Source organism: Mesorhizobium sp. WSM4815 (assembly GCF_055811575.1).
Window position 1 is genome coordinate 132216 of sequence record NZ_JBVVQS010000089.1, and the last position, 25661, is coordinate 157876.

Below are 25661 nucleotides of genomic sequence, written 5' to 3' on the forward strand. Positions count from 1 at the left end.
TTCTCCCTCTCAAGTTGAGTGGAATGGTCTACCAAGCGTCTGGCCGAGGCCCTATAAGGAACCCGCAGGTGCGGAGTACACGCCGGCGCCCTGTCGACATACATATCCGCCGCGTTTGAGAGGAATCCGGTATTGCCCCTGTGCCTGCCGATGATCCGCCACCTGACATCCCCGGATCTGTTTGGCGCCCTCGATCGCCTGCCGGCGCTCGGCACGCCGGTTAGCGAGCAGACAATCGAGGTCCTCAACCCGTCGAGCGGCGAAGTGCTGGCAGTACTTCCCGACATGGGTGTGGAGGAGACACGCGCTGCGATCGACAAGGCCTACGTAGCGCAGCCTGGATGGGCGGGGCTGACCGCCCGAGAACGCAGTGACGTTCTGTGGCGATGGCATGAGCTGATCATTGACCACGCCGGTGATCTTGCAGCGATACTCACTGCAGAGATGGGCAAGCCGTTTGCCGAAGCCAAGTCGGAGGTTTCGCATGCGGCCGCGTATCTGCAATGGTACGCCGAAGAAGCCAATCGCATCTATGGGGAGACGATCCCCGCACCATCGACAGACCGTCGGATGCTGGTGATCAAGCAGCCCATCGGTGTGGTCGGCACGATTACGCCGTGGAATTTTCCAGCGTCGATGGTGGCGCGCAAGATCTCGCCGGCCCTGGCGGCGGGCTGCGCGATCGTGCTCAAACCTGCTGAACAGACGCCGCTCGTGGCAGGCGCAATGTTCGCCCTCGCGCACCAAGCCGGCTTTCCCGACGGTGTCGTCAACCTGATCTATGCGTCCGAAGGTGCTGGCGTTGGACGCGAACTCTGCTCCAATCCCAAGGTCCGGAAGATCAGCTTTACAGGCTCGACCGAGGTTGGCCGGCTGCTGATGCGCCAGTGCTCGGACCAGATCAAGAAGGTCAGCCTCGAGCTCGGCGGCAATGCGCCTTTCATCGTCTTCGACGACGCTGATATCGACGCTGCGGTTGACGGCGCGATCCAGGCGAAGTTCCGCAACGCCGGCCAGACTTGCGTTTCAGCGAACCGCCTTTACGTCCAATCGAGCGTTCACGATGAGTTCGTCGAGAAGTTCGTGGAGAAAGTCCGGTACTTGTCGGTTGGCGACGGCTTCGCCGCCGGAGTGGACGTCGGACCGCTCATCGACTTGCATGCTTTGGCCAAGATCGAGTCCCACATCGCAGATGCCGTTGCCAAGGGTGGGACAATTCGATGCGGGGCCGAACGTATTGGCAAGGATGGCACCTTCTTCAAGCCCACAGTCCTCACGGAAATCTCCAGCATCATGGCGGTTGCGCAAGAGGAGACTTTCGGGCCGCTGGCGCTGATCATTCGCTTCCACGAGGCGGATCAGGTTGTGCGTGAGGCCAACGACACGATCTACGGCCTAGCCGCCTATTTCTATGCCTCGAACCTGAAGCGTGTCTGGCGCGTGGCCGAGGCATTGGAATATGGCATGGTTGGCATCAACACGGGGCGTATGTCTTCGGAAGCGGCGCCCTTTGGCGGGATGAAGCAGTCCGGCATCGGGCGGGAGGGTTCCCGCCACGGGCTCGAAGACTACCTCGAAATGAAATATCTCTGCATAGGCGGAATCTGATCTCTATGTGGATGGACACCTCAGGCGCAGAATGAACCAAAGGGATGATCGAGCGCTTTGGCGAACCTTCTTGCGGCTGATTCGGGTCGTCTATCGCGATCCCGGCCTGCGCGCCTTAAGTGTGCATCTAAGCGCCCAGCTACGTTGAACCGCATCTACGGCGACGAGCCAAGGCGCCGGTACCGGACGGTACGTTGCTCATCCTATCTAACCGCGGCAAGTTTACGCCGCAACCTCCTTATTGCCGCACAAGCAATTGAGCGCCCTTCGCGCATCGCTCTGAATCGCTAAAGTCGCCGGCGTGCTCGCCTGGAGAATACAGTAGACGTACCCAGGCCGCGCATCCACAGAGACATTGAGGGGTGAGATCCAATGATTATAGCGCATCTGCTCGACATGGACGGGGTCCTGGTCCGCGGCGGCCAACCGATTGCTGGCTCGGTCGACTATGTCGCCGGGTTAGTCGCCAAGGGTGAGCCGTTTCAGATCTTCACCAATAACTCGCGCTTCACGCCCGAAGATCATGCCGAGCGTCTAAGAGCGGTTGGCTTCGCCGTGCAGCCAGAACACATCTACACATCGGCGCTCGCCACTGCGCGGTTCGTGGAACTGCAAAAGCTCGGATCATCTGCTTATGTCATCGGCGACCACGGTCTGGTCGAGGCCCTGCGGCAGGCAGGCTGCCGGATAACGGAGTTTGCCCCCGAGTTCGTGGTCCTCGGAGACACCACTTCGTACCACTACGAGCAGATCGCAACTGGCGCCGAGCTTGTAGCGAAGGGCGCGCGCTTTCTCGCCACCAATCCGGATGCGACTGGCCCGACCGAGCGGGGCTCCCATCCGGCATGCGGTGCAGTCGCAGCACTAATCGAGAAGGCCACCGGCCGTCAGCCCTATTTCGTCGGGAAGCCGAACCCGTTCATGATGCGCAACGCGCTCGACCGGCTAGGAGTGCGAGCTGGCGATACCATCATGGTCGGTGACCGCATGGACACCGACGTGCTCGCCGGGCTGGAATCGGGCCTGAGGACAGCCCTTGTGCTTACTGGGGTGACCAAACTGGCTGACATAGAGCGGTTTCCATTCAGACCGGACCACGTGGTCGAGTGCCTTGCCGATCTGGGCCAGATCATCGTGAACCAATAAGCCGAACGCACCCCTACACGAAGACCGAACGCTCCCTCTACGTTCCCAATGGCGGCCGTCAACCTGGGCAATTATCTGGAGGAACAGCTGTCCGCATCCAGAAAATAACTGATAAGCGTGACAACTTAGTCGAAGTACACCCATGCAGCCCAATGCAGGCCGGTCTTGACCTCTAAGAAGCAAGAGTCGACCGAAGAGTCTCGCGCGCCGAAGTAGGCTACGTCCAGCGAATGGGTCAGGTTGGATCGAGCCAGATGCGTTCGCTGCGACACTCACGTCCGACACCGCCTTCGTTTCTGTCATGGCTGCGAACAACGAGACGGGTGTCGTTCAACCCATTGGAGTTTGACCGATATCGTCGCCGCCTCGCTCCAGCCTCGCTCCGGAGGCGATCCTACACGTGGGCGCCACGCAGGTTGTTGGTCGTATACCCATCGATCTGACAGACGAGTTCGTCGAAGTCGATCTGCTCTCCCATCGGCGCATAAATTCCAAGGCCCGAAACAAGCGCGTTGTACATTAGGGAGGGGTTGAGCCTCGAAGCAGCCGCCTGACTGGCCGTTGCCGCGAAACAGGCGGCTCGGCGGCTGCGTGTAGCGAGTGGCATCGACGCACTTCGAAACAACTTTGAACGGGAGTTGCAATCCGCCTGCCGCAAGTACGTATTAATGGGATTCAAGCTCCGCGCCTTCCAAATACGTGCTCTTGACCATCCCGTGGTGTGAGGCCGATGCGATTGTCGAGCGCCTGGCGATGCGCGGAATCTGTCTCTCCACAGGTTCCGCCTGCCGCGCTGGCTCCACCGCTCCGTCGCATGCTCACGACGATGAGGGATCAGCTATGAAGATGCTAAGTCTACGCTGCGAGTGAGCCTTTCCAGATTTACTCCAGCGGATCTCGAATTCGCAATGGCCGAAATAGTCGCTGCCGTGAATACGGAGCCACAACGACCGCGCTCGAAGTCTGACAATTCTTCTGCACCAGTTCGCATAGCCGGAAGCGAAACATTGCGCCTCTAATTTGAAGTTCTGAACGCGAGTACATCTGAACACGGATGCCCGGCAGGAGACTGAGCTCGCTGCCGGGCCGGGTACGCCTTGGGAGGTGGCGTAATTCAGCGACTCTCGTGGAGGTGGGAACCACTCAGTCCGCGTGTTTTGCTGAATAGCGTGCATGTACCGTGCCAGGTCAAAAAGCGCTTAAAAACACCCGAGAGTCAGGTTCCTGTACCTTGCGTAGCCGACATTGTCGGCTATCGGACAATACGAACGTGCCTCTTGGCATCGACGATGCCTCAACCAGAGCGCCCTCGAAGGCCGTTCGCTGCCATGTCGAGCGGCCAATCGGTGGTGACGGGTTTTAGCTCCGAACTGTTCGCCGGCTGACGCACAGGGCGGACTGTCACTTTTTAAAGAAGGAAATCTCTGTACCCTCCATTCATGAGGACGCGGCCACGCGAGACGGCGCGGCGAATGCGGTCGCGCAGATGATCGCGAGGATCCCTCCAGTCGGCATGGACGCGCCGTTGACCAACCAGCGCTTCGGCGAGTTCGCGATGTGACGCCCCAGCAAGTGAGCCGTCGAGCGCACGAAGAACGAAGGTTAGACGTGGACCGCGTCTTTCCGGCGGAAACAATCGGGCAGGCAGGTGTTGATTCAAACTTAGAGCATTGAGGCACTCGAGTGCCCTCAGGCGGGGCTTCGAAAGCATTGCTGGCCAGATCGCCTCAGTGCGGAGGCAAACAGGGTGCAAGATATCCGCGCCAGAGACGGCGAGCTGGAGCGTATGTTCCGCATTGCGAAGAAGAACATGCTGGCCCTTGTCGGGCGCCAGCAGGACCGTCGCACGACATGGCAATGCCGAGAGCTCGAAGGGCAATGTCGCCCACGATGCAGACAGCTGTTCTGCAATGACTGGCAGCACATGGACGCAACAGAACGGAGACCAGAAAACGAGCGAATTGCGACCAAAAGACTCGGCGAAACAGAACACCCCAGCGTGACAGGTCACCCGCCGGCGTGACCACGTCGAGCGAGGATCGGTGGGACAAAGTATTGGCCTTCTCGCTTGCAGCGAACACGTCACACCGGAATGCTGGATTGCGGCGTAAGAACTCCCAGGCCCATTCGCGCGGCGTCAGACCAGTGGTGTAGTCGTATGACCTTTCATCCCGCCAATCAGCCTCATCCACGCCAGTCACGAGAACTGTAGGCACGACCGTGCCCCCCTGCCCGCCCCCAGGGAGGTCGAAACATCATGCCACCTGGCAAAGCACCGGCGCCGGGGCCACCAGACCCCGATGACGCCATTTGGTCGAAGAATGTGCCATTGGCACCTTGGAGGGCAGAAGGCGCGCGCAAACAGCAAGAACACCGTCGAACCCGCGCAGCGACAGCCAGCGCGGCCTGAGCACGCCAAGGGAATCGAATTCGCGCGGGTGATCGGCTCCTGCATCCCGTTCCAGACGTTCCTTGAAGGTGCAGTGGCTTGGCGGTGGATTGCATGCTGGTTTTCGGCAAGTTGTCGTAGCGCCGGCGCTATAAGCTCAGTCATCGCAGGGTCTCCTCGGGGGAATTTCCACCATTGGAGACCAAGTTTCACCCTATGGCAGCCTGTATAGTTGTACAGGTTAAGCCGACTGTTCAGGGGAACCGCAAAAACGAACCGGCGAGGCGCGCAATCGCTTCTTTTGGCGGTGCTAACGCGGGGCTTTCTTTGCCGGCGGTTTCGAGATGGAGCACGGCCGGGCTCGGCTTGCCCCTGCTGCAGCCGATTTCCCAGGCAGACTTGCCACCGCACTGCCGTTGTTGCGGGTATACCAATACGGCGCGCCAGCGAGACATCGTCGATGATTGGCTGCCTCGCCGAGAGCACGCCGAGCCCGAGCTTCCCTGTCTCCTGACCCTCGTAGCTTGCATTGAACGACGGTTCGCCAGCAGCCGAAGTTGGCCTAGTGACCACTCTAATGTGTCCGTTGGAAAGCAGCTTGCTGGCGCGATCGGCAGACTTCAACAATGCAATCAAGAGGACGGTGCAGGCCAAGATTGCTTGCATGGCCTGGACAACCATCAGGTCGGCCGAGCGGCGCCCCATCCCTTTCCTCGGATCTCCGATTTTACCGCTGCCGGTGTCCAGACTCAAAGGCGCAGCCGGCTCGGTCACTCACGGCGTCCGTCACCTCATTTGTATCTGCCAATTGAATCCAGCTGCGTGAAGCGTTCCGGAGCGAAGATGGCGGAGGCCAACCAAGTTCATTGTGAGCTTCCCTGCTTGAGCTCTACGCGGCGTCACCGAACTCCCCGCAGGAGGTCGATCGGGTGGTTGCGCGGTCCACTCGTTGTCGGATTCTCGACGATGTCGGACATCTGACACAGCGCTGTCAGAGCGGTCACATTGTTCCGAAACGATTTTCCCAGTTGGCACGACGGTTGCAATCCTATGCGCAAAAGCACTGCGACGCCGCACCGACTGAAAAGAACCAACCTGATGATCACGCTTTTCGAACATGCGGGCGCCGCCGCCAACACTGAGCGTTCTCGAGCAGACGGAAGCCATTGCGCTTTCATTCCTCTGGTTGTCCGGACATGACCGAATTCGATTTCCGCCCAACTGTGAGTGCACCCGACGATGACCCCCATCTTTGGCTTGAAGATGTAGAAGGCGAACGGGCACTTGCGTGGACGGCGGGCCAGTCGGCAAAGACCCTGAAGCACTTCGGTGGAGCGCAGTTCGAGCGCGACCGGGCGGCGCTGACAGCGGTATTCGACCGACCCGACAGGGTTCCCCTAGTCACGCGCCGCGGCCAGTACCTCTACAATTTCTGGCAAGATGCCAGAAATCCTCGCGGACTGTGGCGCCGGACCACGCTTGCCGTCTACATGAACGCGGATCCCCAGTGGGAGCTACTGATCGATCTGGACGCCCTCGCGGCTAGCGACGGAGAGGACTGGGTCTGGGGCGGCGCGTCCATCGAGCCGGAGAGACGGGAAAGAGCCGTTCTGCGCCTCTCGCGCGGCGGCAGCGACGCGGTCGTGCATCGCGAATTCGACTTCAGCTCTCTGAGCTTTGTCGCCGACGGTTTCAATCTCCCCGAGGCCAAGGGCGACATTGATTGGCTCGACCCCAACACTCTTCTGCTATCCAGCGCGCTTGGTGATGGTTTGGCCACGCGCTGCGGCTACGCACGCACCGTGCGACTGTGGAAGCGTGACGCAGATCCCCTCACCGCGCCGGTAATCTTCGAGACCGGTTCCGAAACCCTGGGTGTGTCTGGCCATCTGGACCGTACCGCCGAGAGCGAGCGCCTGTGGTTCGTCGAGCAGCCGGCCTACTTCGAGAAGATAGTCCGCATTGGCGATAGAAGCGGGCCGAAGGTTGAGATCGACCTTCCTCGGGACGCCTGGTGGAATGGCTTCGATGACTGGCTGGGGGTAAAGCCGCGCAAACCCTGGACGGTTGGAGGGACTACCTATGCCGCCGACGCGCTGATCGGCATCTCGCTCTCCTCTTTCCTGGCCGGCGAGCGTCGTTTTAGTACGCTGTTTGAACCAGCCGAGAGGCGCTGTCTGCAGTCATTCTTCTGGAACGACGGGAAGCTCATTATCGGGTACCTGGCGAACCTCGCTCCGAGATTCGAGGTGTTCACCCCGGGCCCGCAGGAATGGACACGCCAAGCCCTTGACATAGTGCCCGAGCAAGGGACTGTTCACCTCTGGTCACTCGATGCGGAAGATCACGAGACCAATGGAGAGGTCCTGGTTTGCGCTCAGGATCCGATCACGCCGCCGCAGCTTTTCCTATTGGATCTCAATGCCGCGCCGCCTCTCAGCGCTTCAGTAATCCTGAAGCGCAGCCCGGAGACTTTCGACGCATCCGGACTGGTGGTCACGCGCCACGAGGCAGTCTCGATCGATGGTGCGATGATCCCCTATACGCAGGTCGGTCCGGCTGATGGGAACGGAGATGCCCCGGTTCACCTTTCCGCCTATGGCGGGTTCGGCATATCGCTCCTGCCCCACTACAACTCCCCGCTCGGCAAGCTGTGGCTCGAGCGCGGCGGCACGTGTGTGGTGGCGAACATCCGCGGCGGCGGCGAGTTCGGCACCCGCTGGCACGATGCCGGGCGTAGGGAGGGCAAGCGTCTCGCCCATGACGATTTCGCCGCCGTTGCCGCCGATCTCGTGCGAAGGGGCATCACGCTGCCGAGGCGGATTGCCGCCGAGGGCGGCTCAAATGGCGGCCTGCTGATCGCCAATATGCTTACCCGCTATCCTGAGCATTTCGGCGCGCTGTTCTGCACGGTTCCGCTTATCGATATGCGCCGCTACACCAAGCTCCTGGCGGGCGCGAGCTGGATCGACGAATATGGCGATCCCGACAAGGCTGACGATTGGGCTTTCCTGAAGGAAGTCTCCGCCTATCACGCCGCGACGCCCGGACAGCCCTATCCGCCTATCCTGCTCGCGACCACGAAGCGGGACGACCGCGTCCATCCGGGCCACGCGCGCAAGATGGCGGCAAAGCTGCAGGCCCTTGGCTATCCCGCGTACTTCTACGAGCCCGGCGCGGGCGGCCACGGCTACGGCAAGGACAATCGGGAGCGCGCTGCATTCATCAGTCTTGGCATCAACTTCCTTCGCAGCGCGATCGGCTGGCACGCCGATAGCTTTCATAGACGACCGGGAGCTCGAGAAAGGCGGGCGTCGAATGAGTGAGTAGAGGTCGAGGACTGCGAAAAGGTGCAAATAATGCGAGCACGGTTTGCGCAAATGCGCGCCCGCACGCTGTCGATATCAATCAGTACTGCAGGACTATTGCAGTCTACCATTTCTGAAGAGCAAGGAGAAATATCATGGCAACAAAGCGAGTGAAGGTGGCGCGGGGAGTAACAGCGGCCGTCGTCTTGATGCTGCTGGCACAGCAGGCTATCGCGACTCCAAAAGCCCCCTGCGCCTCTCCGCCTCCCCCTCCGCCTCCCCCTTACCCGTGCCCGTCTACGACACCAATCTAGGAGCCAAGCTCTGGGCAGTTCCGCCTGCGCCGCCTCGGGGACATATTCGGGCTACGTTAATACGATGCCTATCCCGCTTACTTCTACGGACCAGCGCAGGCGGGCACAAGCTACGGCAAGGACAATCCGAGCGGGGCCCGCATTCATTGCCTTGTGCGACAATTTCCTTGGCAGCGCGATCGGCTCGCACGCCGATAGCGTTCATTGGCGACCGGCAGGTCAACAAGGGCGAACTTCGACGAAGTGAGTACAGGTCTAACAATGCGCGCAGAATTTGCGAATAATGCGCGCCAGTATTCTGTAGATAGCAATCAACACGGCAGGACTATTCACAGTGAAGTCTAACGAGCAAGGAAACAACATTATGGCAACAAAGCGAATGAACGTGTTGCGGGGACTCACAGCGGCCGTCGTCCTGTTGCTGGTAGGACAGCAGGCGGCCGCGGCAGACCTTGCAGAACCGTGCGACCCGGATAAGGGTGCCTTGTTCACGGAATGGCCAAGCCCTTGGCAGATCCGCCTGCGCGCGTTGGGGGTTATCACTGAGGATTCGGGTTACGTTAACGCGGTGCCCGGCTCCGGTCTTTCCTATTCGAACACCGTAACGCCGGAACTCGATATTTCGTATTTCTTCACGGACAACGTCGCAGCCGAGCTTATCCTCGGCACCACCTATGCCAACATCACAGGCCAAGGCTCGATTGGCGGGCTGGGGAATATCGGCAAGGTTTGGCTGCTGCCGCCCACGCTGACATTGCAGTATCACTTTACCGATTTCGGCGCCTTCAAGCCCTATGTCGGCGCCGGCGTGAACTATACGATCTTCTATCATCAGCAAGCCAGCAGCGCCGATGATCTCAAGGTCAAGAACACGTTCGGCACCGCGCTGCAGGTCGGGTTCGACTACATGGTCGACCAGCACTGGGGCGTCAACTTCGACGTGAAGAAGCTTTTCCTGAAGCCAGACTTCGACGTCACGGTGGCCGGCGCGAAGCAGACGGGAAAGGCGGAGCTCGATCCCTGGCTGATAGGCGCAGGCGTCACGTACCATTTCTGACAACGGAAGGCGAAGGCGGCTTACGCAGCCCGAGTCGAATGAAGGGCGCCTCGTGCGCCCTTTGCCGTCGGCCCGACGGTCCACTCTTGTCAACCCGACATACACCCAAGGTCAATGTGACTTGGGGTTATCCGAGCTGTCGGATATGCGACGTTAATGTCGGTCATCCGACACAGCCGGTCCGATCGCCTTGATCTAAAGGGACTTTCCTTTGGCGCGCATATTGATCGTTCATCCGGACACGGATCAACGGACTGACGACAGCCACGCAGAGAATGTCGATAGCCAACGCTTTGTGCCTGGCCCCGTTCCGGCCGTTTCCGGTGCAGGAACAGGAAGGGAGTGTGATTGCAAGCGTCATCGGGCTTTGAATTTTCCATCATTGTGGACATGGAAAATACCCTGCTGGCTCGGCTGCCAACTCTTCAGTCTGGCTCACCCGGCCAGTTCCTGGATATCCGCGTAGGGCGCACGGGTCATGTTGACTGCCGTCTCGGCTGCACCCGCGTGCTGCCCCCTTCGAGCAACGCTCAGCGCTGCTGCACAGTGGCGATGAAAAGCCAGATCCAACAATGCGCCTTCCGAAAACCGAAAGCGGTGAACAGATATGGTCAAGATCGGCGCTTTGGCGCTCGCGTCATTAATTCAAGGGGCATCGGGATCGGCAACCGCTCGGGCGCTGGCCAACGGTTCGAACGGTGCACATCCACCGCTAGCGCCGAGCGATTGGGAGCGGGCGCTGACGATCAACGATCGCTATCGCGGGCTCACCGTGAATGTCCCCGAGGGGCCGTTCTGGCTGACTGGAGCCAACGCGTTCGTGTACCGCCGGACTACCCATGGCGAGCAGCAGTTCATGCGGGTCGATGCTGCCACGGGTTTGAAACGGGCCGCCTTCGATCAGGCCCGTCTGGCGGCGGCGCTAAATGAAGCGAGCCATAAGAGCTATCAGGCAGGCGATCTTCCCTTCCAGCGTTTCGAACTGACCGAGGATGGTCGCAGGCTCGACTTCCTGATTGAGCAGGTCCGGTGGAGCTGCGACGTTGCAAGCTATGCCTGCACCAGCACAAACTTGGATGTGGAAGCGCCGGACTTTCAGCTCCGCCACGACTACACCCCCCCGGCTAAGAATAACCCCGACCAGAGGAGCGTCTCGCCCGACGGCAAATGGATCGTCTATGTAAGGAACGACAATGTTTTCCTGCGCAGCAAGGACGGATTGCAGAATGTTGCGCTGAGCCGGGATGGATCAGAGGGCAATTACTACGTCTTTTCGACACTGAGTTGGTCGCCGGACTCGCGCCATCTCGCGGCCTACCGCGTTCGCCCCGGCTACAAGCGGGTGGTCCCCTACCTCAATTCGTCGACGGACCGGTTGCAGCGCGAATATTCGGCAATGGTCTATCCCAAGCCGGGCGATGTCCTTCCGCTGCCCCAGCCGGTCCTGTTCGACATTGCCGCCCGCCGCCAGATCGTGATCGAAAACGCCCTGTTCTCCAACCCCTTCAAACTTTCCGCTCTCCAATGGTGGGCGGACGGTCGCGGCTTCACTTTCGAATATAACCAGCGCGGCCATCAGCTCTATCGGCTGGTCGAGGTAGACGCCGCCACAGGGCGCGCACGCTCGCTGATCGAAGAGACCAGCACGACCTTCGTTGATTACCGGCCGCTGGTGATGAACCAGCGCCGTACCGGGAAAATCTTTCGTTACGATGTCGACGACGGGAAGGAGATCATCTGGGCGTCCGAGCGCGACGGGCACGAGCACCTGTACCTGTTCGACGGCCAGACGGGCGCGCTCAAGAACCAGATCACCTTCGGTGAATGGGTGGTCCGGGCGGTCAACCATGTCGATCCGGTCAAGCGCCAGATCTGGTTCGAGGCGAGCGGGAGGAACCCGGGGGAGGACCCCTATTTCGTCCATGCGTACCGCATCGGCTTCGACGGTGAGGGGCTGACTGAGCTCACGCCCGAGCCGGCCAACCACCATGTCGAGTTCTCTCCCGACGGCCGCTACTATGTCGATCTCTGGTCACGCATCGATCTGCCGCCCCGCATGATGCTCTACCGCGCCAGCGACGATGTCAAACTCATGGAGGTGGAGACCGCCGACATGTCCGAGCTCGTCGCCGCCGGCTGGCAGCCGCCACTCAGCTTCCACGCCAAGGGGCGCGACGGCAAGACTGATATCTGGGGCGTGATCCACCGGCCCGCCAATTTCGATCCGAAGAAGAAGTACCCGGTGGTGGAGAATATCTATGCCGGGCCCCAGGGCTCCTTCGTCCCAAAATCCTTCTCAAGACGGACAGAGCCGCTCACGCAACTGGGCTTCGTCGTTGTGCAGATCGATGGCATGGGTACCAACAACCGCTCACGCGCCTTTCATGACGTTGCGTGGAAAAATCTGAAGGACGCAGGCTTTCCCGATCGCATTCTATGGCACAAGGCGGCCGCCGCGAGGTATCCGTGGTACGATATCTCCAATGTCGGCATTTTCGGCGGGTCCGCAGGCGGCCAGAGCGCGGTGAGCGCGCTACTCTTCCATCCCGAATTCTATAAGGTCGCGGTCGCCAACAGCGGCTGCTACGACAACCGGATAGACAAGATCTGGTGGAACGAAAAGTGGATGGGGTGGCCAGTCGGCATTGAATATTCCCAATCCTCCGCCATCGACAATGCTTACAGGCTGCGGGGCAAGCTGATGATCGTCGTGGGCGAAATGGACCACAATGTCGACCCGTCCTCCTCGCTCCAGCTTGCCGACCGACTCATCAAGGCGGGAAAAGATTTCGACATGGTCTATGTGCCTGGTGCCGATCACGGCGCGCCAGGCATCTATACTGACCGCAAACTCCTGGACTTCTTCGTTCGCAACATTCTCGGTCAGACCCCACCCGACTGGAACGCTAAACGAACCGAGCTGCAAAAAAGCAAATCGTAACCATGATGGCTTCGGCAGCTTCTGCCTATAGCAATCCTCGCGCCCCTTTTGTTGGCTATGATCGAGGCGGCAAGCGAGCGGAGAGCCGCGAGAGCCTGCGCCGATTCCTGCGCAACGGGCCTTAGCAAGACGGAAACGGGAATGATTCCGACGCTCGACGGCCGCAAAAGCAGGAATTGAGGACATGGCGCCCGGCCTCTGCCTTCGATGGCGGTACGCTTGTGTCTTGCATGCTTCGTTTTGCCTCCGCGATCGCGGCTTTGCCCGGAAGCGGGACGGAAGCGGGGGTGGGCGGCGAGTTGCGACCGGAAGGGCCGCCGTCCAGGCGGACCGCATCCGAAGGACCGGAACGAAGAGAAGGACCCGAAGCGGGAGCGAAGGGTTGCGGGATGCCGCGCGGCCCTAAAAGGGAGTGCCGCCTGCCCTGCTCCGCCGGGAAAGGCCCAACAGAGAAGTTGTGCGGGTCTGACGACCGGCGCCAGGGCGCGAGCTGGATGGCTGAGGCGCCTGAGATTGCCGAAGAAAACCGGGGCTGGTCCGCCCGCCAACCGTGCTCCGGGAGGCGCGCCGGCGCCAGCTATGACCGCAGGCTCAACAGAATCTCGCACGGATCAGCATCAAGCACCACGGTGACGTCGAGAAACTCAATGACATCGAGACGTCGCTCTCCACCCTCATACTTGGCCACGAAGGATTGCGGCCGGCCAAGCTTCTCGGCTACCTGCGCCTGGGTCATGCCTTTGGCCTTGCGCAGCGATATCAGCTGGTCCAGAAACCGCTGGTGGCGGGGAGATCGAAGCGATTTGGGCATGTAGGCGAACCGGTCAGGTAAAGACCGGCTCAGCCACTAATCCCGGTTCCGGATTATCCCATTTTGGGATATGCTGTCTTGAATCCAGCGATCAACATGCGAGGTTCGCGGCAGACATGAATCGATCAGCGGGAACAGATGAGACTCAAAGCTCAGCACTGCGCGACGAGGTCCCCTGGTCGGAGAGCCTCACGAGCTATGACCGGGAGCATTTCAAGGTCTATCTGATGATCCTCGACGCCTGCGCCGACAATGCCAGCATAGAGGAGATGGCAGATCTCATTCTCGGCATCGACCCGGCTCTTGAACCGGTGCGCGCCCGTAACGCTGTTCGCAGCCATATCGATCGGGCGAACTGGATGGTGACGACCGGCTACAAGGAGCTGTTCGCCGCTGAATGATCGAGCTGCGCGCTCCGTCACCCCTCGAGCGAACGTATGAGACCGAGAACGGCTAAGCTAGTCGGCAACTGATGCATGTTGCCGAGCGCGCGTTCCGGCCTGGCTGCTCTGTTCTTCAGGCATACCATACCGCAAACCTGATTAAGCGGGGCGACGAGACTGCGAATCCGGTTTGTTCGCTCACAACCAAAACCTCAGTAGAAGGCTGCTGGAGTGAAGCCGCGCCAGCGAATTCGACGGTTTTGCTCTTTGCATAGGCGGCCGCCTCACCTGCATCGGGTTGGAGACCATCCATCCGCCCAAATCACGAGAGCACCCGCCCCACCGCCCTGGTTGCAGGTAGCATCGAGAACGGCCTCGTCCGTCCTGCTTTAGCTGCGGCCAATTCCCTTCAGTGCGGAGCGAGTCATGTTGGCCCCTCGGTGATGAACCATGAACTGCCGCTACAACAAGTTTACACAATCTTCATGACCGCCAATCGACCAGGGGTGGTAGTTTCCTCACCAGATTCAGGGCGTCGCCGCAACTCCGGCTAGATCCGTCCAAGACGCTAGTTGTCCTCGTGAGGCCACACAGCTCACTCGCTGGTGTATCGCCAGGAAGAAAGTGGAAAATCATGTCTTCACTGTCACTGCAGCGACACCCAGTGGCAGCAACCACACGATCGGTCCAATTGGTTTCGGCTCAGCGGCTGGTAGTCAAGATTGGCTCAGCACTGCTTGTCGATGAAGTGACCGGCGATATACGAAGTGCTTGGCTTGAAACGCTGATTGCGGATATCATACGCCTTTTCTCACGTGGGCAGCAGGTGATCATCGTCACATCCGGTGCTGTCGCGCTTGGATCAAGCCGATTCAAAGGCTTGGACAGGCCTCTTTCGATTGAGGAGAAGCAAACGGCGGCCGCGATTGGTCAGGTTCGACTTATGCTTGCCTACGAACAGAGTTTAAAGCGCCATGGTTTTGCGTTGGGACAAATGTTATTGACCAGCGAAGATATAGAGAACGAGCCTCGCCGCCTCAATGCATGGTCGACCGTTCGACAGCTTCTCAAATTCGGCGCCGTACCCGTCATCAACGAGAACGACACGACCGCAACGGCCGAGATCTGCTTTGGCGATAATGATCGGCTCGCGGCACGGGTCGCGCAGATGGTAAACGCCGACGTTCTCATTCTGCTTTCTAACATCGATGGCCTGTTCACGGAAGACCCACACGACAATCCGTTGGCTTCTCTGGTCACAGAGGTACGATGCATTACCCCCGAGATAGCGGCCATGGCGGGTCATTCCCGCGCCCGCCATAGTTCGGGTGGCATGGTGACAAAGTTGATGGCAGCAAGGATAGCCATGGACGCGGGATGCGGCATGCTCATTGCGAGAGGAACCGAACCTTATCCGCTCGCCGCCATCGAGAACGGTGCGCCATCAACGTGGTTTGTTCCGCTCGCCAAAGACAGCGCTACGCGCAAGGAGCATTGATGAAGTCCTCGGCGGCTGAATAACTCGAGCGATCATCGATTCGCGTGCAGGCTTGCAATGCCACCGGATGCAATAATTGCGTCATGAGAGCCGGCAGGAATGACGCCTGCGCTCGGGGCGAAAGCGTGTCGCGATTAATCGGCCTCATGCCCCCGAAGCCTGCATCGAGGACATCGATTTTGGCGCGCGCCTCGACCGGCACAACGCCATAGCGCTCGCCCAGGGCGAATGGCTCAAGAGCGCATGACAACCTGATCGTCACCGGCCAGATCGTCACCGGCAAGTCGTGGTTGGCCTGCGCCTTCGGCCGGCAAGCGGCACGGCTCGATCATTCCGTGCTCTATGCGCGCGTGCCACGCCTGTTTAGGATCTGGCGCTTGCTCGCCTCGATGGCCGCTTTCCCCCGCCGGATCGACAAGCTCACCCGCGTCCAAAATGCTTATTCTCGACAGGAGGCGACAGCATGCGCAGGTGACCTGCCACTGAACCTTCATCCAGTGGCGATTAGAGCCTCGGCCGTTTTGCTCCGATACCGTTCTTTGGACCGCCGGAAGGTGGAGTTTCCGGGCCTTTCACGATGGCGGGCTGGCGGCGCCATTGTGATTGAGCAACGAGATCGGGACCTTGTGCCCGATCGCACCATGCGGGCGCACCTCGTTGTAGTATCTGCGCCAATCCTCCAACTTTTCAGCGGCGTCGGCAAGGGTCAGGAACCAATGGGCGTCCAGGCACTGCGCCCTGAAGCGGCCGTTGAAAGCTTCGATGTAGGCGTTGTCGGTGGGCTTTCCCGGCCTGCTGAAGTCGAGCGTCACGCCTTTCGTGTAGGCACATAGGTCGAGGTCGCGGGAGACGAACTCGGAGCCTTGGTCAACGCGGATAGTCTTCGGATAGCCGATCTTCGGACAGACCTGTTCCAGTGCCCTGACGACATCCTCCGCCCGATAGCTGAACCGTGGTCGAGCACAGGCACATAGCGGGAGAACGTGTCGACGACCGTCAGCACACGGATCTTCTTGCCCGTCGCGAGCTGATCGTGGACGAAGTCCATCGCCCAGACGTCGTTCGGGCCGACGGCTTCCTCCCGGCCTTCCCGCAGCTTCGCCTTCACACGCCGCTTCGGCGTCTTGCTCCTGAGTTGCAGGCCCAAGTCCTTGTAAATTCGATAGGTTCGCTTCACGTTATGTCCAACCCTCGCGCGTGAGCATTACGTGCACGCGCCGGTATCCATAGCGGACCTGTGTGGCGCAGATGTTCCTTGATCCGGGCTGCGATGTCGGCCTGATCGCGGCGGCGGGACTTGCAATGATAGGTCCAGGTGTCCAACAACAGAACGCGGCGGCGGGCGACGATCGCTGTCCACAGCCATCCGGGATTACAGTTGCAATCCGGCTCGAATCGCCTCCCACTCCTTCGATAGGTCCGCGTTCCGCTTTCGGAAACTTCGGTCAGATAAGGTCACGGACGCATAAGCCTTCCCGGTCTCATACTCGCTGTAGTGCTCCAAGACGTGAGCGTGCATGGCAAGTTTGTTGAACGATGGCGCGGTGTTGATAAGCTTATGAAGCTTTTCATAAACCCTCTCGCTCCGCATACGAAGCCACTCAAGCCGCAGCCATTTTGTCAAAATTTGTTCACTGAACAGGACTTGAGCCGCGGCGGCGATTATTCCAAGATCAGTAGAACGGATCATCAACGCAGCGACCCAGATCGCGAAATAGAGAATCACCTTGGGCCGCTCAAACCGCAGCATTTCCCTGAGGATATTGTTGGTGAAGAAGCTGCTCTCCATGACGGAGGCGGCCAATCGCTTCACCGGATTGGCCTGGTCGTTATTGTAGTAGCCAGACGCATTTTCGTGGGTCAGGTTCACCTGATAAGAGTTCGACAAGAGGTCCTGACGGCGCTTATCCTCAGCTCTCGGCGCCAAATACAAGCGGGAAACAAAGCCCAGAACGAAATTGCCCAGGACGGTCAGGACGAATGCAATCTGCACAGCAGCGTAGCCGCCAGGGTAGAGCGCCTTGTCGACCAACAGCGTCCCAATTGATAACGCCGCTGAGACATAGAAAAGGGCCTCTGAGAAGCGTTCGAGTTCTCGCAGTGGTTTGTAGTAGCGAGCGCCAATAGGGTCGGACCGCTTCATTTCAACTCCCCTCAATAATAACCTGGGAATTTACCCCCAAATACCAAATCCCACCATTGGAAAGCTTCAGAGTGCTTGCCGGCATTTTCCGCCTCATACGCCTTTTCCGCGCGAGTCTGGGCTGTTCTCAGCTTCGAGAGAGCGGCTTCCTTAACAGCGTCTGAGCACGGGTGGACGTAGCCAGACACGCCCTGCGGATCTTGCATCGCAGCAAGGCCCTTGTTGACCAACCGGGCAAACATACGCTTCACGTCGATCCTGTAAAGTATCGACGACTCAGTGTTGGCATATTCGGCAGTCCTTAACTCCAGATAAAACGACCTTATTCCGGCCGCTTGCACATAATTCCAATACTTCATCAGCCTGATAAGCTGTTTTACCTTTTTTGAGTGCTTGTCGTTTATCACGTTCACCCAGGCGTTGTGGGCATTCGGACTGGAATCCATCCAACCATCTGCCCGATTGGCGATCGCGTAAACTGTATGCCCGTTGTTGCTTCCCTTTGCGTAAGCCGGGCTTATCTCATGATGCTCGCCTCCTGCACCGCCACCAAAAGGAACGATCACCACTGGACTGCGGATTGCAATGTTCGTCAGGGGAAATCGGGCTTGCAGCGCATCCTTGACCTTGAGCAAAGAATAATTCGAGCTTCCCCAAAGGTTAGCAGCAGGAATCACCGCGAAATAGTCGATGTCACTGTACCCCTTGACGCTCGTCCCGTGGCCGAACGACCCTGACCTAAACATCGACGTCATATTGAACTTGTTTTTCAAGCAAGCGTCGATACTCGCCCTATGAGAGGCAGCACTGATGGTCTCGACCTCCGACGGCTTGAGCCTTTCAATTAGAATCTCGAATGCATCGTTTACATTTTTCGCCATAGAATCCCCTTTAGTTTATGGTGCAATCTGTCATAAATTCAATATCTTCCCAGAACAACCTAAGAGCTCTCCTGGAGAAAGTTGAGGACGCGTTACCACGCCGATCGGCTTCCAAGTTAATTGCTTCTGGCGTTCTTCCATTGCTAGCGTTTGCGGTAATAGGCATCCCATTCCAGCCTAATGTCGGCGAATCTCCATTCCCGTATTGCCGTCGCCGGCCGTAAGCTGGCACTGGCGGGTAAAACACCTGCTCAGGCCTGTTTCTCTCTGAAAACTTCATGATCCACGCCATGGATTTTGGCTTGCCGCACGCCGGGGCCTGAATCTTGCGGACCAGCCCGCTGTCTGCCCAGTGATCACCATTGGACAGCGATGCGAGATCGGGCCAGCTTAGCCGCGGGGCTCTTGTAGGGCTGCATCCTCGGGTGCCTAGTGAAGGTCTGCGCGGAGGCCAGCAGGCAATCTGGAAACAAAGCACCTATGTTGGCCGCTGCTCGCCGAAATCGGCGCAAAGGCGGTCTGGCAAAGGGTAGATGCCGGGTGCACGGTACGTCCGCCACGCCCCTCCAATCCTTGCGTTCTCTCAGCAAACGCAAAGGCCTTCAATTCCTCGAGTTGCCGATGTCCTGATCCGCGTGGGAAAGGATCGAATGGAACGCGGCCCGAGCGTGTCCTGGCTCACGTTAAAACATACAGCACGGGGATCGATATGTGGAATCATGAAAGAAGCCTACTTGAGTGCACTAGCCGAAACAGCCCAGTGGCCAAGCATAGGCACAAGGCACGCCGGTTTTCTAAAGAAACGAAGATCGTGAGGAAGCTAGCAGCGCTACGGCCTGGTCTTTTGTGCGCACGCCGAGCTTGTTCCTGGCATTATCCAGATGGAAAGCGACAGTGCGCGACTTGATGCCCAGGATGCAGGCTGTGTCCGAGGCGGACTTGCCGCGAGCCGCCCACTGCAGGCACTCATATTCACGTGGTGTGAGCAAAATGCCGTCCACCATTCGACTGGCCGAGAGTTTGCGGCGAACATGAATGTGAAAGCACGTTGCCATGAATTGGAGCGCCTGATCATACCGCTCGGCAGCGCGCAGCAAACCGGACAGCTCACGCGCGGCAAAGGTCATCGCTGCAGCACGCCCCCTGCTGTCAACAATGGGGATCGTCAACCCACAGCAGATGCCGAACTCTGCCGCTTCTAGGAACAGCCTTTGCTGAACCTCCGACAATTCAATGCCACGAAGATCCGATTCCCATCGGAAGGGGCTATCGGCAACTCGCGCACGCATGATGACGGGATCGACTCTCTGATACTGGTTTCGCAGATAATGCGCTGTCCAGGGAGGCGGATAATTCGAGATCAGCCTAGGCTCGCAGGGATAAATAGGCAAACGTCTGTAGATCAAGTCCCAATGCCGCGATGGTCAGGGCTTCACGGAAATCTGTTTCGTCGACACTCTCCGACAGACTTTCCAGGAGTGTCCCAACGACAATCGGCATGGCCTTTGTCATTGTCCTTCTACCTGTTAATGCGCACCACGCGTGCCTGGAGACCCACAAAGCCCGCGCATGACCAAGGCCCGGATCGCAGCACTTGCCGACTGACCGTCCCTGCAGAATGGCGCGAGGTCTGGGCGATCTTCGTGCCGGTGACCGCCAACCGCACCTGCCAGGCTCTTCGAACGGCCATCTCCGAGATGCTGGAGCACCTTTCCAATGCAGCGTTTCAATCAGAGAATCCTTACGCAATGAAAATGACAACATCGCCGCCCCTGCATCATTCAATGGTGAGAGTCACATCATGGTCGGTGGCAGCGAAACGCGCGATCAATCCAGTGGTACGGCCAACGTCGGTCGGCACGGGAAGAGGCCAGTGATATGAGCTAATCCGCCGCTTTCCGCTGTGATCCGGAACGTGTCTGTTGGTGGGCAGATCGGCTCCAGACATTCGCATGGATTGAGGTGCCGCTGTTCTCCCTTGCTCCAATACCAATCTATCATCTTAAGCCGGGCCCAACCCAGGCCGGCACTATCGCTCGACACTGCTGCGGCGACATTCCATGGAAGGCTCTGAAGCACTTTGCGAAGTGCGAAGCAGACATGAACCCGCACGCCATGGCAATGTCGATGAAGGGCATCCTTGTGCCTTCTATCAGGCGCTTCGCATGGTCTATGCGGATTCGAAGATAGTGACGCACCGGCGGAAGCCCTATATGGGAAGCGAACAGGCGTTCCAGCTGGCGCCGTGACACTCCGGCCCGTCGGGCGACCTCGTCCATTGCCAGTGGGAACTCCACGTTTTCTTCCATGATCCGCATTGCCATCAGGAGTTTGTCGCTCACACCGGCAAAAGCCAGACCCGACGGCCCGGTCTGGCGGTTTGATCCTGAGCGCTGGCCTTCGACAATTGCGTGGCGGCAGACCTCCTGTGCAATATATCCGCCTGCATGGCTGCCGATCAGGTCGACGGCCAGGTCGAAGGCTGCCAGTTCTCCTGCACAGGTTGAATACTGGCCGTCTTTCACAAACAGGGAATCGCTTATGCGGGGTTGGTTGAACACCTCGGCGAAAGCAGCAAGCCGCGACCAGTGGATCGTGCAGCGTGTGCCTGCCAGAAGGCCTGTCCGCGCAAGCAGCCATGTCGCTGTCCCGACCGCAGATATCGGAACCCCACGACGAGCCATCGTTCTCAGAAACCCGTTGAGCTCAGCCGTCAGTTGCCGTTCTACCGGCTCGCCGGTCAATATAGCGAGCTGGTTCGGTCTACGATCGTCCGAGGACAAAACCAGTTCATCAATAGGGACATCAACAGCAACCGAGAGGCCATTGGCACCCTCGACTGGCCGAGCGTCAAGTCCGGCGATTCGCCACCGGAACAGCGGCAGTCTTGACACCATATTGGCGATGCTGAAGGGCTCAATATAGGCGTGAAGCGCCAGGTGCGAGAACCCCGGTAAAACCAGAACGACCACGTCAAATGGTCGATCGGCCTCCGCCGAAATTTTCGGCGTGACCAAGGACGTCATTGCGCTGATGTTGGCGGGTGCGTTCACTAGGATCCGTACGTGGCTACCGGCACACCGAACATGCCGGGTTCCGGTTTGATACCGAGGCCCGGCAGCTGCGGTATGGCAATGTGACCGTTTTCGATGAGGATCGGGTTCTTCGCGTCGAAATGCCCTTCGATATATTCCTGCGCGATCCAGACGCCCTCAAGACGGCGCGGTTCCACAGTGGAAGCTAAGTGCACGCAGGCCGCCGCTATTATGTCGCCGCCCCAGGCGTCGTCGCAGCTGTGCGGTAACGAGCGGATGGCGCAAAGGTCGCGCACGGTCGTCATTTTCGTGAGGCCGCCCAAGCGCGTGACCTTGAAGCCGAAACCATCCGCGATGCCTAAGGAGATCGCCCGGAGCACTGCATTCTGATCTTCGGTGTTCTCATCCAGATAGATCGGATGCATCACCCTGCCCTTCAGCGTGGCGACTTCATCTATGGTGTTGCAAGGCTGCTCGAAAACAAAGGGGATTGCCTGGCAAAGCCGGTCGAGAAGAATCGCGGCAGCGATGGTGAGGCCCCTGTTACCATCCACTGCGATACGCGCTCTGTAGCCGACCGCCTCCCAAACCTTGTGAACCGTAGCCACATCCTCTTCGAGATTTCGCCCCGAGATTTTGACCTGCAGGCGTGGATAACCCGCCTTCACCTTGTCGGCTGCAATCCTGGCCGTTTCTTCAGGCGGGCCAACAATCAGCGAATAGTAGGCCGGAACACGGTCGGCTAGCGCACCACCCAGCAGTGTCGAGACCGGCACTCCCAGCCGCTGGCCGAGGAGGTCAAGGAACGCTATGTCGAACGCTGCCTTGGCATATCCGTGCCCGTTCAACCGCTCGTCCATGCGTTTGGCGAGAAGCCTGATCGAGGTGATCTCCGCGCCCATAAGACCCGGCGCGATTTCGGCGATCGCTGCGCGGGCACCCAATGCATGATGCGGCTGATAGACCGGTCCGACGGGACAGGTTTCGCCCCAGCCAGTCAGCCCGTCATTGGTCACAACCTCGACAAGGGTGCTATCAAGCGCGTCGACGTCATCGCTTGCCATTCGATAAGTGCCGCCTTTGACAGGCAGCTGGATCGTATAGACGTTGATCTGGTCAATGCGCATGAGAATGGTCAGTATTCCTCGTTGAGCGCATCGACGGCAGGAATTTCCCGCGAGCGACGATCGATATACGCGCGCAATTCCTCGTCCTTTGCGACATCGAGCTTAGGTTCTTCATATTCGGCCAGGAGATGGCGCGCATGCTCAAGGGCGCGTTGCTTGATGTCCTTGGAGCCATCAGCGTACCACTGCTCGACCGAGTTATTGTCGAAGAGTTTCGGGATAAAGAAGGCTTTCTCGAAGTTCGCCTGAGTATGCGGATGTCCAAAGTAATGGCCGCCCGGCCCGACATCGCGGACCGCAGCCAGGGCTTCATCAAAGTCGTCCCACTGGATGCCTTGCGTCATACGATAGCCCATGGCGCAGACTTCGGCGTCGACAACGAACTTTGCAATCGAGCAGTGCATGCCGGCTTCATTCCAACCAGCCGAATGCCAAATGTAGTTTGCGCCTGACATCAGCACGGCCATCATCGTCATCGCACTTTCATAGCCTGCTTGCGCATCAAAGACCTTGGCGCCGCCGAGCAGGTTCGAGGTACGCCAAGGGACGTTGTAGCGGCGAGCCATCTGGCCGATCATGAAGTTCATGAGCGAAATCTCTGGCGTCCCCGCCATTGGCGCTCCCGATTGCATCGACACGGTCGACAGGTAATGCCCGTAGATCGCAGGGCAGCCTTTGCGCACCACCTGCGTGTAGGCGAGGGCCGAAAGCGCCTCCGCATTGAGCTGCGCCACTGCCGCCGCGGTCGAGGCCGGCGTGTTCGCGCCGCCGAGAACGAACGGCGAGCACAAGACCGGCTGATTGCGCCGGCAGAAAGCACGCATGCCGCCCAGCATGACCTGGTCCCACACGAGCGGCGAATTGCCATTGCAGTTCCCGGTGGCCACTGCATGCTGCTCGAGGAAGCCTTCGCCGAAAAGGATCTCGCACATATCGAGCACGTCCTCGGCATTCTTGGGCGAGGTGGTCATGCCCATGAATATCTTATCAGAGTGCTTCATTGACGAATAGGTGATGTGCAGGTGCCGATGCGCCACAACAATGTCCATCGGCTCGACAATGTGATGCGCCGACGAATGCAGCGCCGGCATCATGTGCGCCAGCTTGTGGAATGTGCCAAGGTCCGCGATGGTCGGGCCACGCCTGACGTCATCGAGGTCGCGCATGTAAGGCGCCCCGGTCATCGGCACGAAGATGGAGTTTTCGCCTCCGAGCTCGACATTCTTCGCTGGATCCCGCGCGAAGTATTCGACATTGGGGGGAATGGTCTTGATGAGCTCCATGACCAGGCCGCGGTCGAGATGAACGCGATCGTCCGCGCGCACGTCCGCTCCGACTCTCTTCCAGTCCTCAATCGCGATCGGATCGCGAAACACCACGCCTACTTCTTCCAGGATCGCGAGAGAAGCCTGGTGAATGCGTTCAACCTGCTCGGCGTCCATCGGCTCTATCACCGGGAGGCCGCGCTTCAGCGTCGGCAACATGTCGACCTTTGGCGCCGTGCGGATCGTCCTCCGCGCTTCCCGCCCTCCTCTACGAGAAAGTTGTAGCTGAGCAGTCATGCCGGCCTCCAAACAAACGCTGCGGCCCGCTTGAGCCGGCCGGAACTATTGCCGGAGTCCGAAGATTTGACCTAGTGCAAAAGTCTCACGCGTCTGTTGACTAAAGCGCGGCGGCAGTCGGGCCCCTTCATCGGGTGACTCGCGTCGAGGGAGCGTCGAGGGCAGTTCCGTGCGGGCTATCGAGCGCCCGACAGCACATATCCAGTTTTGTTCCAGAGCCATTACCCCGGACAGAACTGACCTTCCACCCGAGGCAGAATCTGAGGTGCGAGCGACGGGCCCACTCCGAAATTAAGTCAATCGGGAGGCTACTTTTTTGCGCCGATAGGCCTCTACCGTTCCGTGCTAGCAATTCTTGCTTGGCATGGGGCATGCAGGAAAGCCCAAACATGGATCAAGCGAGGGAAACAGAAACGACAACCTCGGACTCATCCAGGTATCAGTGAGTATCGGCAGGAGGACTAGAATGCCAAAGACAAATCTGGTGAATGATATGCTCGGCACGAGCACGTCCCGCAGAACGTTCCTGAAAGTTGGCGGCGCCGCCGCGTTGGCAATGACTGGTCTGACGACCGGCGCAAGGGCTGAGGCGTCCCGTCCGCTGGTCTATGCCTTCGCAGCATGGTCCGACGCGCTTGCAATCACCTATGTCGGCGCAAAGCTCATCGAGGACAATTTCGGCTACAAGGTCCAGCCGCTGCAGGCGGAGCCGGGCGTGATCTATGCGTCGCTTCAATCCGGGAAGGCCGACCTCTATTCGAACTCCTATATGCAGGGGATGGGCCCGCTGAAGGGCGATTACCAGGGCGGCCAGGCCGACTATGTAAAGAAAGTCTCCGATGTCATCAAAGTCGCTGGCGTTTCGGAAGGCCCGATGACGCAAGGGCTTGCCGTTCCGGAATATGTGGACATCAAGAGCATCGCGGAGCTCAACAATCACGCCGACAAGTTTCCGAGCGGTATCATCGGCATCGACGCCGGCTCTGGCCTGATGCAGGCTGCGGACGCGACGGTGAAGGCTTACGCTCTCAAGCTCCACCTGGTCCCGGGCAGCCAAGCTGCCATGGAAGCGGCCTTCAGGCGCGCTTACTCCAGAAACGAGGCGATCGTGGTTACCACCTGGGAGCCGCTCCCGATGTGGAGCAAATTCAAGATGAGATACCTCGAAGACCCGAAAAGGACGATGATGGCAGAGCCATACTATTGCTTTCACGTCACGACAAAGGACTTCGAATCCAACTTTCCGAAGGCCCAGGCATTTCTGACGAAGTTCCGTATCCCGAATGATGAATTAGCGAAGATCATGGGCTGGATCGACGGAGGCATGAAGCCTGAAGATGCCGCTGCCAAGTGGATCGGCGAAATGAAAGGCAGGGGCTTGATCGAGCCGTGGCTCGCCTGATCCGGTAGCCCGTATCCTCCCAAAGAGTGCAGGTGCAGGGGTCGGCGCGTCCCCTG

General features: G+C 59.1%; 18 protein-coding genes and 3 pseudogenes. 9 read left to right on the forward strand and 12 right to left on the reverse strand.

What is annotated here, in order from left to right:
* Nucleotides 1-150 precede the first annotated feature (150 nt).
* Together AC0L2B_RS12265 and AC0L2B_RS12270 are read left to right on the forward strand one after the other, a co-directional pair.
* Entirely contained in the window at nucleotides 151-1608 is a 1458-nt protein-coding gene (locus AC0L2B_RS12265; RefSeq protein WP_473745501.1) for an NAD-dependent succinate-semialdehyde dehydrogenase, read from the forward strand.
* Nucleotides 1609-1980: 372 nt separating this feature from the next.
* Nucleotides 1981-2754: an HAD-IIA family hydrolase gene (locus AC0L2B_RS12270; RefSeq protein ID WP_473745502.1), complete on the forward strand. Its 774-nt coding sequence runs from the start codon at nucleotides 1981-1983 to the stop codon at nucleotides 2752-2754.
* 1408 nt (nucleotides 2755-4162) lie between these two features.
* On the opposite strand, the gene AC0L2B_RS12275 is transcribed toward AC0L2B_RS12270, so the two are convergent.
* Entirely contained in the window at nucleotides 4163-4465 is a 303-nt protein-coding gene (locus AC0L2B_RS12275) for a DUF2285 domain-containing protein (protein ID WP_473745504.1), read from the reverse strand.
* Nucleotides 4466-4481: 16 nt separating this feature from the next.
* Nucleotides 4482-4970, reverse strand: coding sequence for a transcriptional regulator domain-containing protein (locus tag AC0L2B_RS12280; RefSeq protein WP_473745505.1), 489 nt, complete (start codon nucleotides 4968-4970; stop codon nucleotides 4482-4484).
* Between the two features lie 1369 nt (nucleotides 4971-6339).
* Here AC0L2B_RS12280 and AC0L2B_RS12285 point away from each other — a divergent pair.
* The 3 genes from AC0L2B_RS12285 to AC0L2B_RS12295 all read left to right on the forward strand — a co-directional run bounded on the left by AC0L2B_RS12285 (nucleotide 6340) and on the right by AC0L2B_RS12295 (nucleotide 12763).
* On the forward strand, nucleotides 6340-8469 hold the full coding sequence (locus AC0L2B_RS12285) for a prolyl oligopeptidase family serine peptidase (RefSeq protein ID WP_473745506.1): 2130 nt from the start codon (nucleotides 6340-6342) through the stop codon (nucleotides 8467-8469).
* 660 nt (nucleotides 8470-9129) lie between these two features.
* A complete protein-coding gene (locus AC0L2B_RS12290) occupies nucleotides 9130-9822 on the forward strand; it encodes an OmpW/AlkL family protein (RefSeq protein WP_065011139.1) in 693 nt (230 codons plus the stop codon).
* Nucleotides 9823-10429: 607 nt separating this feature from the next.
* Nucleotides 10430-12763, forward strand: coding sequence for a S9 family peptidase (locus AC0L2B_RS12295; protein WP_473745508.1), 2334 nt, complete (start codon nucleotides 10430-10432; stop codon nucleotides 12761-12763).
* A gap of 577 nt (nucleotides 12764-13340) precedes the next feature.
* Here AC0L2B_RS12295 and AC0L2B_RS12300 read toward each other — a convergent pair.
* Nucleotides 13341-13574, reverse strand: a complete 234-nt coding sequence (locus AC0L2B_RS12300; protein WP_473745509.1) for a helix-turn-helix domain-containing protein — start codon at nucleotides 13572-13574, stop codon at nucleotides 13341-13343.
* A 116-nt stretch (nucleotides 13575-13690) separates the two neighbouring features.
* Between AC0L2B_RS12300 and AC0L2B_RS12305 the strand changes: the two genes are divergently transcribed.
* Both AC0L2B_RS12305 and proB read left to right on the forward strand, forming a co-directional pair.
* On the forward strand, nucleotides 13691-13975 hold the full coding sequence (locus AC0L2B_RS12305; RefSeq protein ID WP_473745510.1) for a DNA -binding domain-containing protein: 285 nt from the start codon (nucleotides 13691-13693) through the stop codon (nucleotides 13973-13975).
* Nucleotides 13976-14621: 646 nt separating this feature from the next.
* On the forward strand, nucleotides 14622-15455 hold the full coding sequence (proB, locus tag AC0L2B_RS12310) for a glutamate 5-kinase (RefSeq protein WP_473745511.1): 834 nt from the start codon (nucleotides 14622-14624) through the stop codon (nucleotides 15453-15455).
* On the opposite strand, the gene AC0L2B_RS12315 is transcribed toward proB, so the two are convergent.
* Nucleotides 15436-15738, reverse strand: coding sequence for a hypothetical protein (locus AC0L2B_RS12315; protein WP_473745512.1), 303 nt, complete (start codon nucleotides 15736-15738; stop codon nucleotides 15436-15438). The two genes, proB and AC0L2B_RS12315, sit on opposite strands and share 20 nt — an antisense overlap.
* Before the next feature lie 7 nt (nucleotides 15739-15745).
* Here AC0L2B_RS12315 and AC0L2B_RS12320 point away from each other — a divergent pair.
* Nucleotides 15746-15820, forward strand: a pseudogene (locus AC0L2B_RS12320) (ATP-binding protein); the annotation flags it as partial.
* A 207-nt stretch (nucleotides 15821-16027) separates the two neighbouring features.
* Here AC0L2B_RS12320 and AC0L2B_RS12325 read toward each other — a convergent pair.
* The 8 genes and pseudogenes from AC0L2B_RS12325 to AC0L2B_RS12360 form a co-directional block, all read right to left on the reverse strand.
* Nucleotides 16028-16267, reverse strand: a complete 240-nt coding sequence (locus AC0L2B_RS12325) for an integrase core domain-containing protein (RefSeq protein ID WP_473745536.1) — start codon at nucleotides 16265-16267, stop codon at nucleotides 16028-16030.
* 27 nt (nucleotides 16268-16294) lie between these two features.
* Nucleotides 16295-16503, reverse strand: a pseudogene (locus AC0L2B_RS12330) (integrase catalytic domain-containing protein); the annotation flags it as partial.
* A gap of 324 nt (nucleotides 16504-16827) precedes the next feature.
* Nucleotides 16828-17598: a hypothetical protein gene (locus AC0L2B_RS12335; RefSeq protein ID WP_473745513.1), complete on the reverse strand. Its 771-nt coding sequence runs from the start codon at nucleotides 17596-17598 to the stop codon at nucleotides 16828-16830.
* 11 nt (nucleotides 17599-17609) lie between these two features.
* Nucleotides 17610-18479, reverse strand: a complete 870-nt coding sequence (locus tag AC0L2B_RS12340; protein WP_473745514.1) for an SMODS domain-containing nucleotidyltransferase — start codon at nucleotides 18477-18479, stop codon at nucleotides 17610-17612.
* A 794-nt stretch (nucleotides 18480-19273) separates the two neighbouring features.
* Nucleotides 19274-19979 (reverse strand): annotated as a pseudogene (locus tag AC0L2B_RS12345) (LuxR family transcriptional regulator).
* A 497-nt stretch (nucleotides 19980-20476) separates the two neighbouring features.
* Nucleotides 20477-21532, reverse strand: coding sequence for a GlxA family transcriptional regulator (locus AC0L2B_RS12350; RefSeq protein ID WP_473745515.1), 1056 nt, complete (start codon nucleotides 21530-21532; stop codon nucleotides 20477-20479).
* On the reverse strand, nucleotides 21532-22641 hold the full coding sequence (locus AC0L2B_RS12355; protein WP_473745516.1) for a mandelate racemase/muconate lactonizing enzyme family protein: 1110 nt from the start codon (nucleotides 22639-22641) through the stop codon (nucleotides 21532-21534). Before AC0L2B_RS12355 ends, AC0L2B_RS12350 begins: the two co-directional genes overlap by 1 nt.
* Nucleotides 22642-22649: 8 nt before the next feature.
* Complete coding sequence (locus AC0L2B_RS12360; protein WP_473745537.1) at nucleotides 22650-24203, reverse strand: trimethylamine methyltransferase family protein; 1554 nt, start codon at nucleotides 24201-24203, stop codon at nucleotides 22650-22652.
* A gap of 364 nt (nucleotides 24204-24567) precedes the next feature.
* Between AC0L2B_RS12360 and AC0L2B_RS12365 the strand changes: the two genes are divergently transcribed.
* Entirely contained in the window at nucleotides 24568-25605 is a 1038-nt protein-coding gene (locus AC0L2B_RS12365; RefSeq protein WP_473745538.1) for a glycine betaine ABC transporter substrate-binding protein, read from the forward strand.
* Nucleotides 25606-25661 lie beyond the last annotated feature (56 nt).

What these genes read in the sequence shown, in the direction of transcription:
- AC0L2B_RS12265 (WP_473745501.1), top strand. Translation starts at nt 151, where the DNA reads ATGATCCGCCACCTGACATCCCCGGATCTGTTTGGCGCCCTCGATCGC.
- AC0L2B_RS12270 (WP_473745502.1), top strand. Translation starts at nt 1,981, where the DNA reads ATGATTATAGCGCATCTGCTCGACATGGACGGGGTCCTGGTCCGCGGC.
- AC0L2B_RS12275 (WP_473745504.1), bottom strand. Translation starts at nt 4,465, where the DNA reads ATGCTTTCGAAGCCCCGCCTGAGGGCACTCGAGTGCCTCAATGCTCTA.
- AC0L2B_RS12285 (WP_473745506.1), top strand. Translation starts at nt 6,340, where the DNA reads ATGACCGAATTCGATTTCCGCCCAACTGTGAGTGCACCCGACGATGAC.
- AC0L2B_RS12290 (WP_065011139.1), top strand. Translation starts at nt 9,130, where the DNA reads ATGGCAACAAAGCGAATGAACGTGTTGCGGGGACTCACAGCGGCCGTC.
- AC0L2B_RS12295 (WP_473745508.1), top strand. Translation starts at nt 10,430, where the DNA reads ATGGTCAAGATCGGCGCTTTGGCGCTCGCGTCATTAATTCAAGGGGCA.
- AC0L2B_RS12300 (WP_473745509.1), bottom strand. Translation starts at nt 13,574, where the DNA reads ATGCCCAAATCGCTTCGATCTCCCCGCCACCAGCGGTTTCTGGACCAG.
- AC0L2B_RS12305 (WP_473745510.1), top strand. Translation starts at nt 13,691, where the DNA reads ATGAATCGATCAGCGGGAACAGATGAGACTCAAAGCTCAGCACTGCGC.
- AC0L2B_RS12335 (WP_473745513.1), bottom strand. Translation starts at nt 17,598, where the DNA reads ATGAAGCGGTCCGACCCTATTGGCGCTCGCTACTACAAACCACTGCGA.
- AC0L2B_RS12340 (WP_473745514.1), bottom strand. Translation starts at nt 18,479, where the DNA reads ATGGCGAAAAATGTAAACGATGCATTCGAGATTCTAATTGAAAGGCTC.
- AC0L2B_RS12355 (WP_473745516.1), bottom strand. Translation starts at nt 22,641, where the DNA reads ATGCGCATTGACCAGATCAACGTCTATACGATCCAGCTGCCTGTCAAA.
- AC0L2B_RS12360 (WP_473745537.1), bottom strand. Translation starts at nt 24,203, where the DNA reads ATGACTGCTCAGCTACAACTTTCTCGTAGAGGAGGGCGGGAAGCGCGG.
- AC0L2B_RS12365 (WP_473745538.1), top strand. Translation starts at nt 24,568, where the DNA reads ATGGGGCATGCAGGAAAGCCCAAACATGGATCAAGCGAGGGAAACAGA.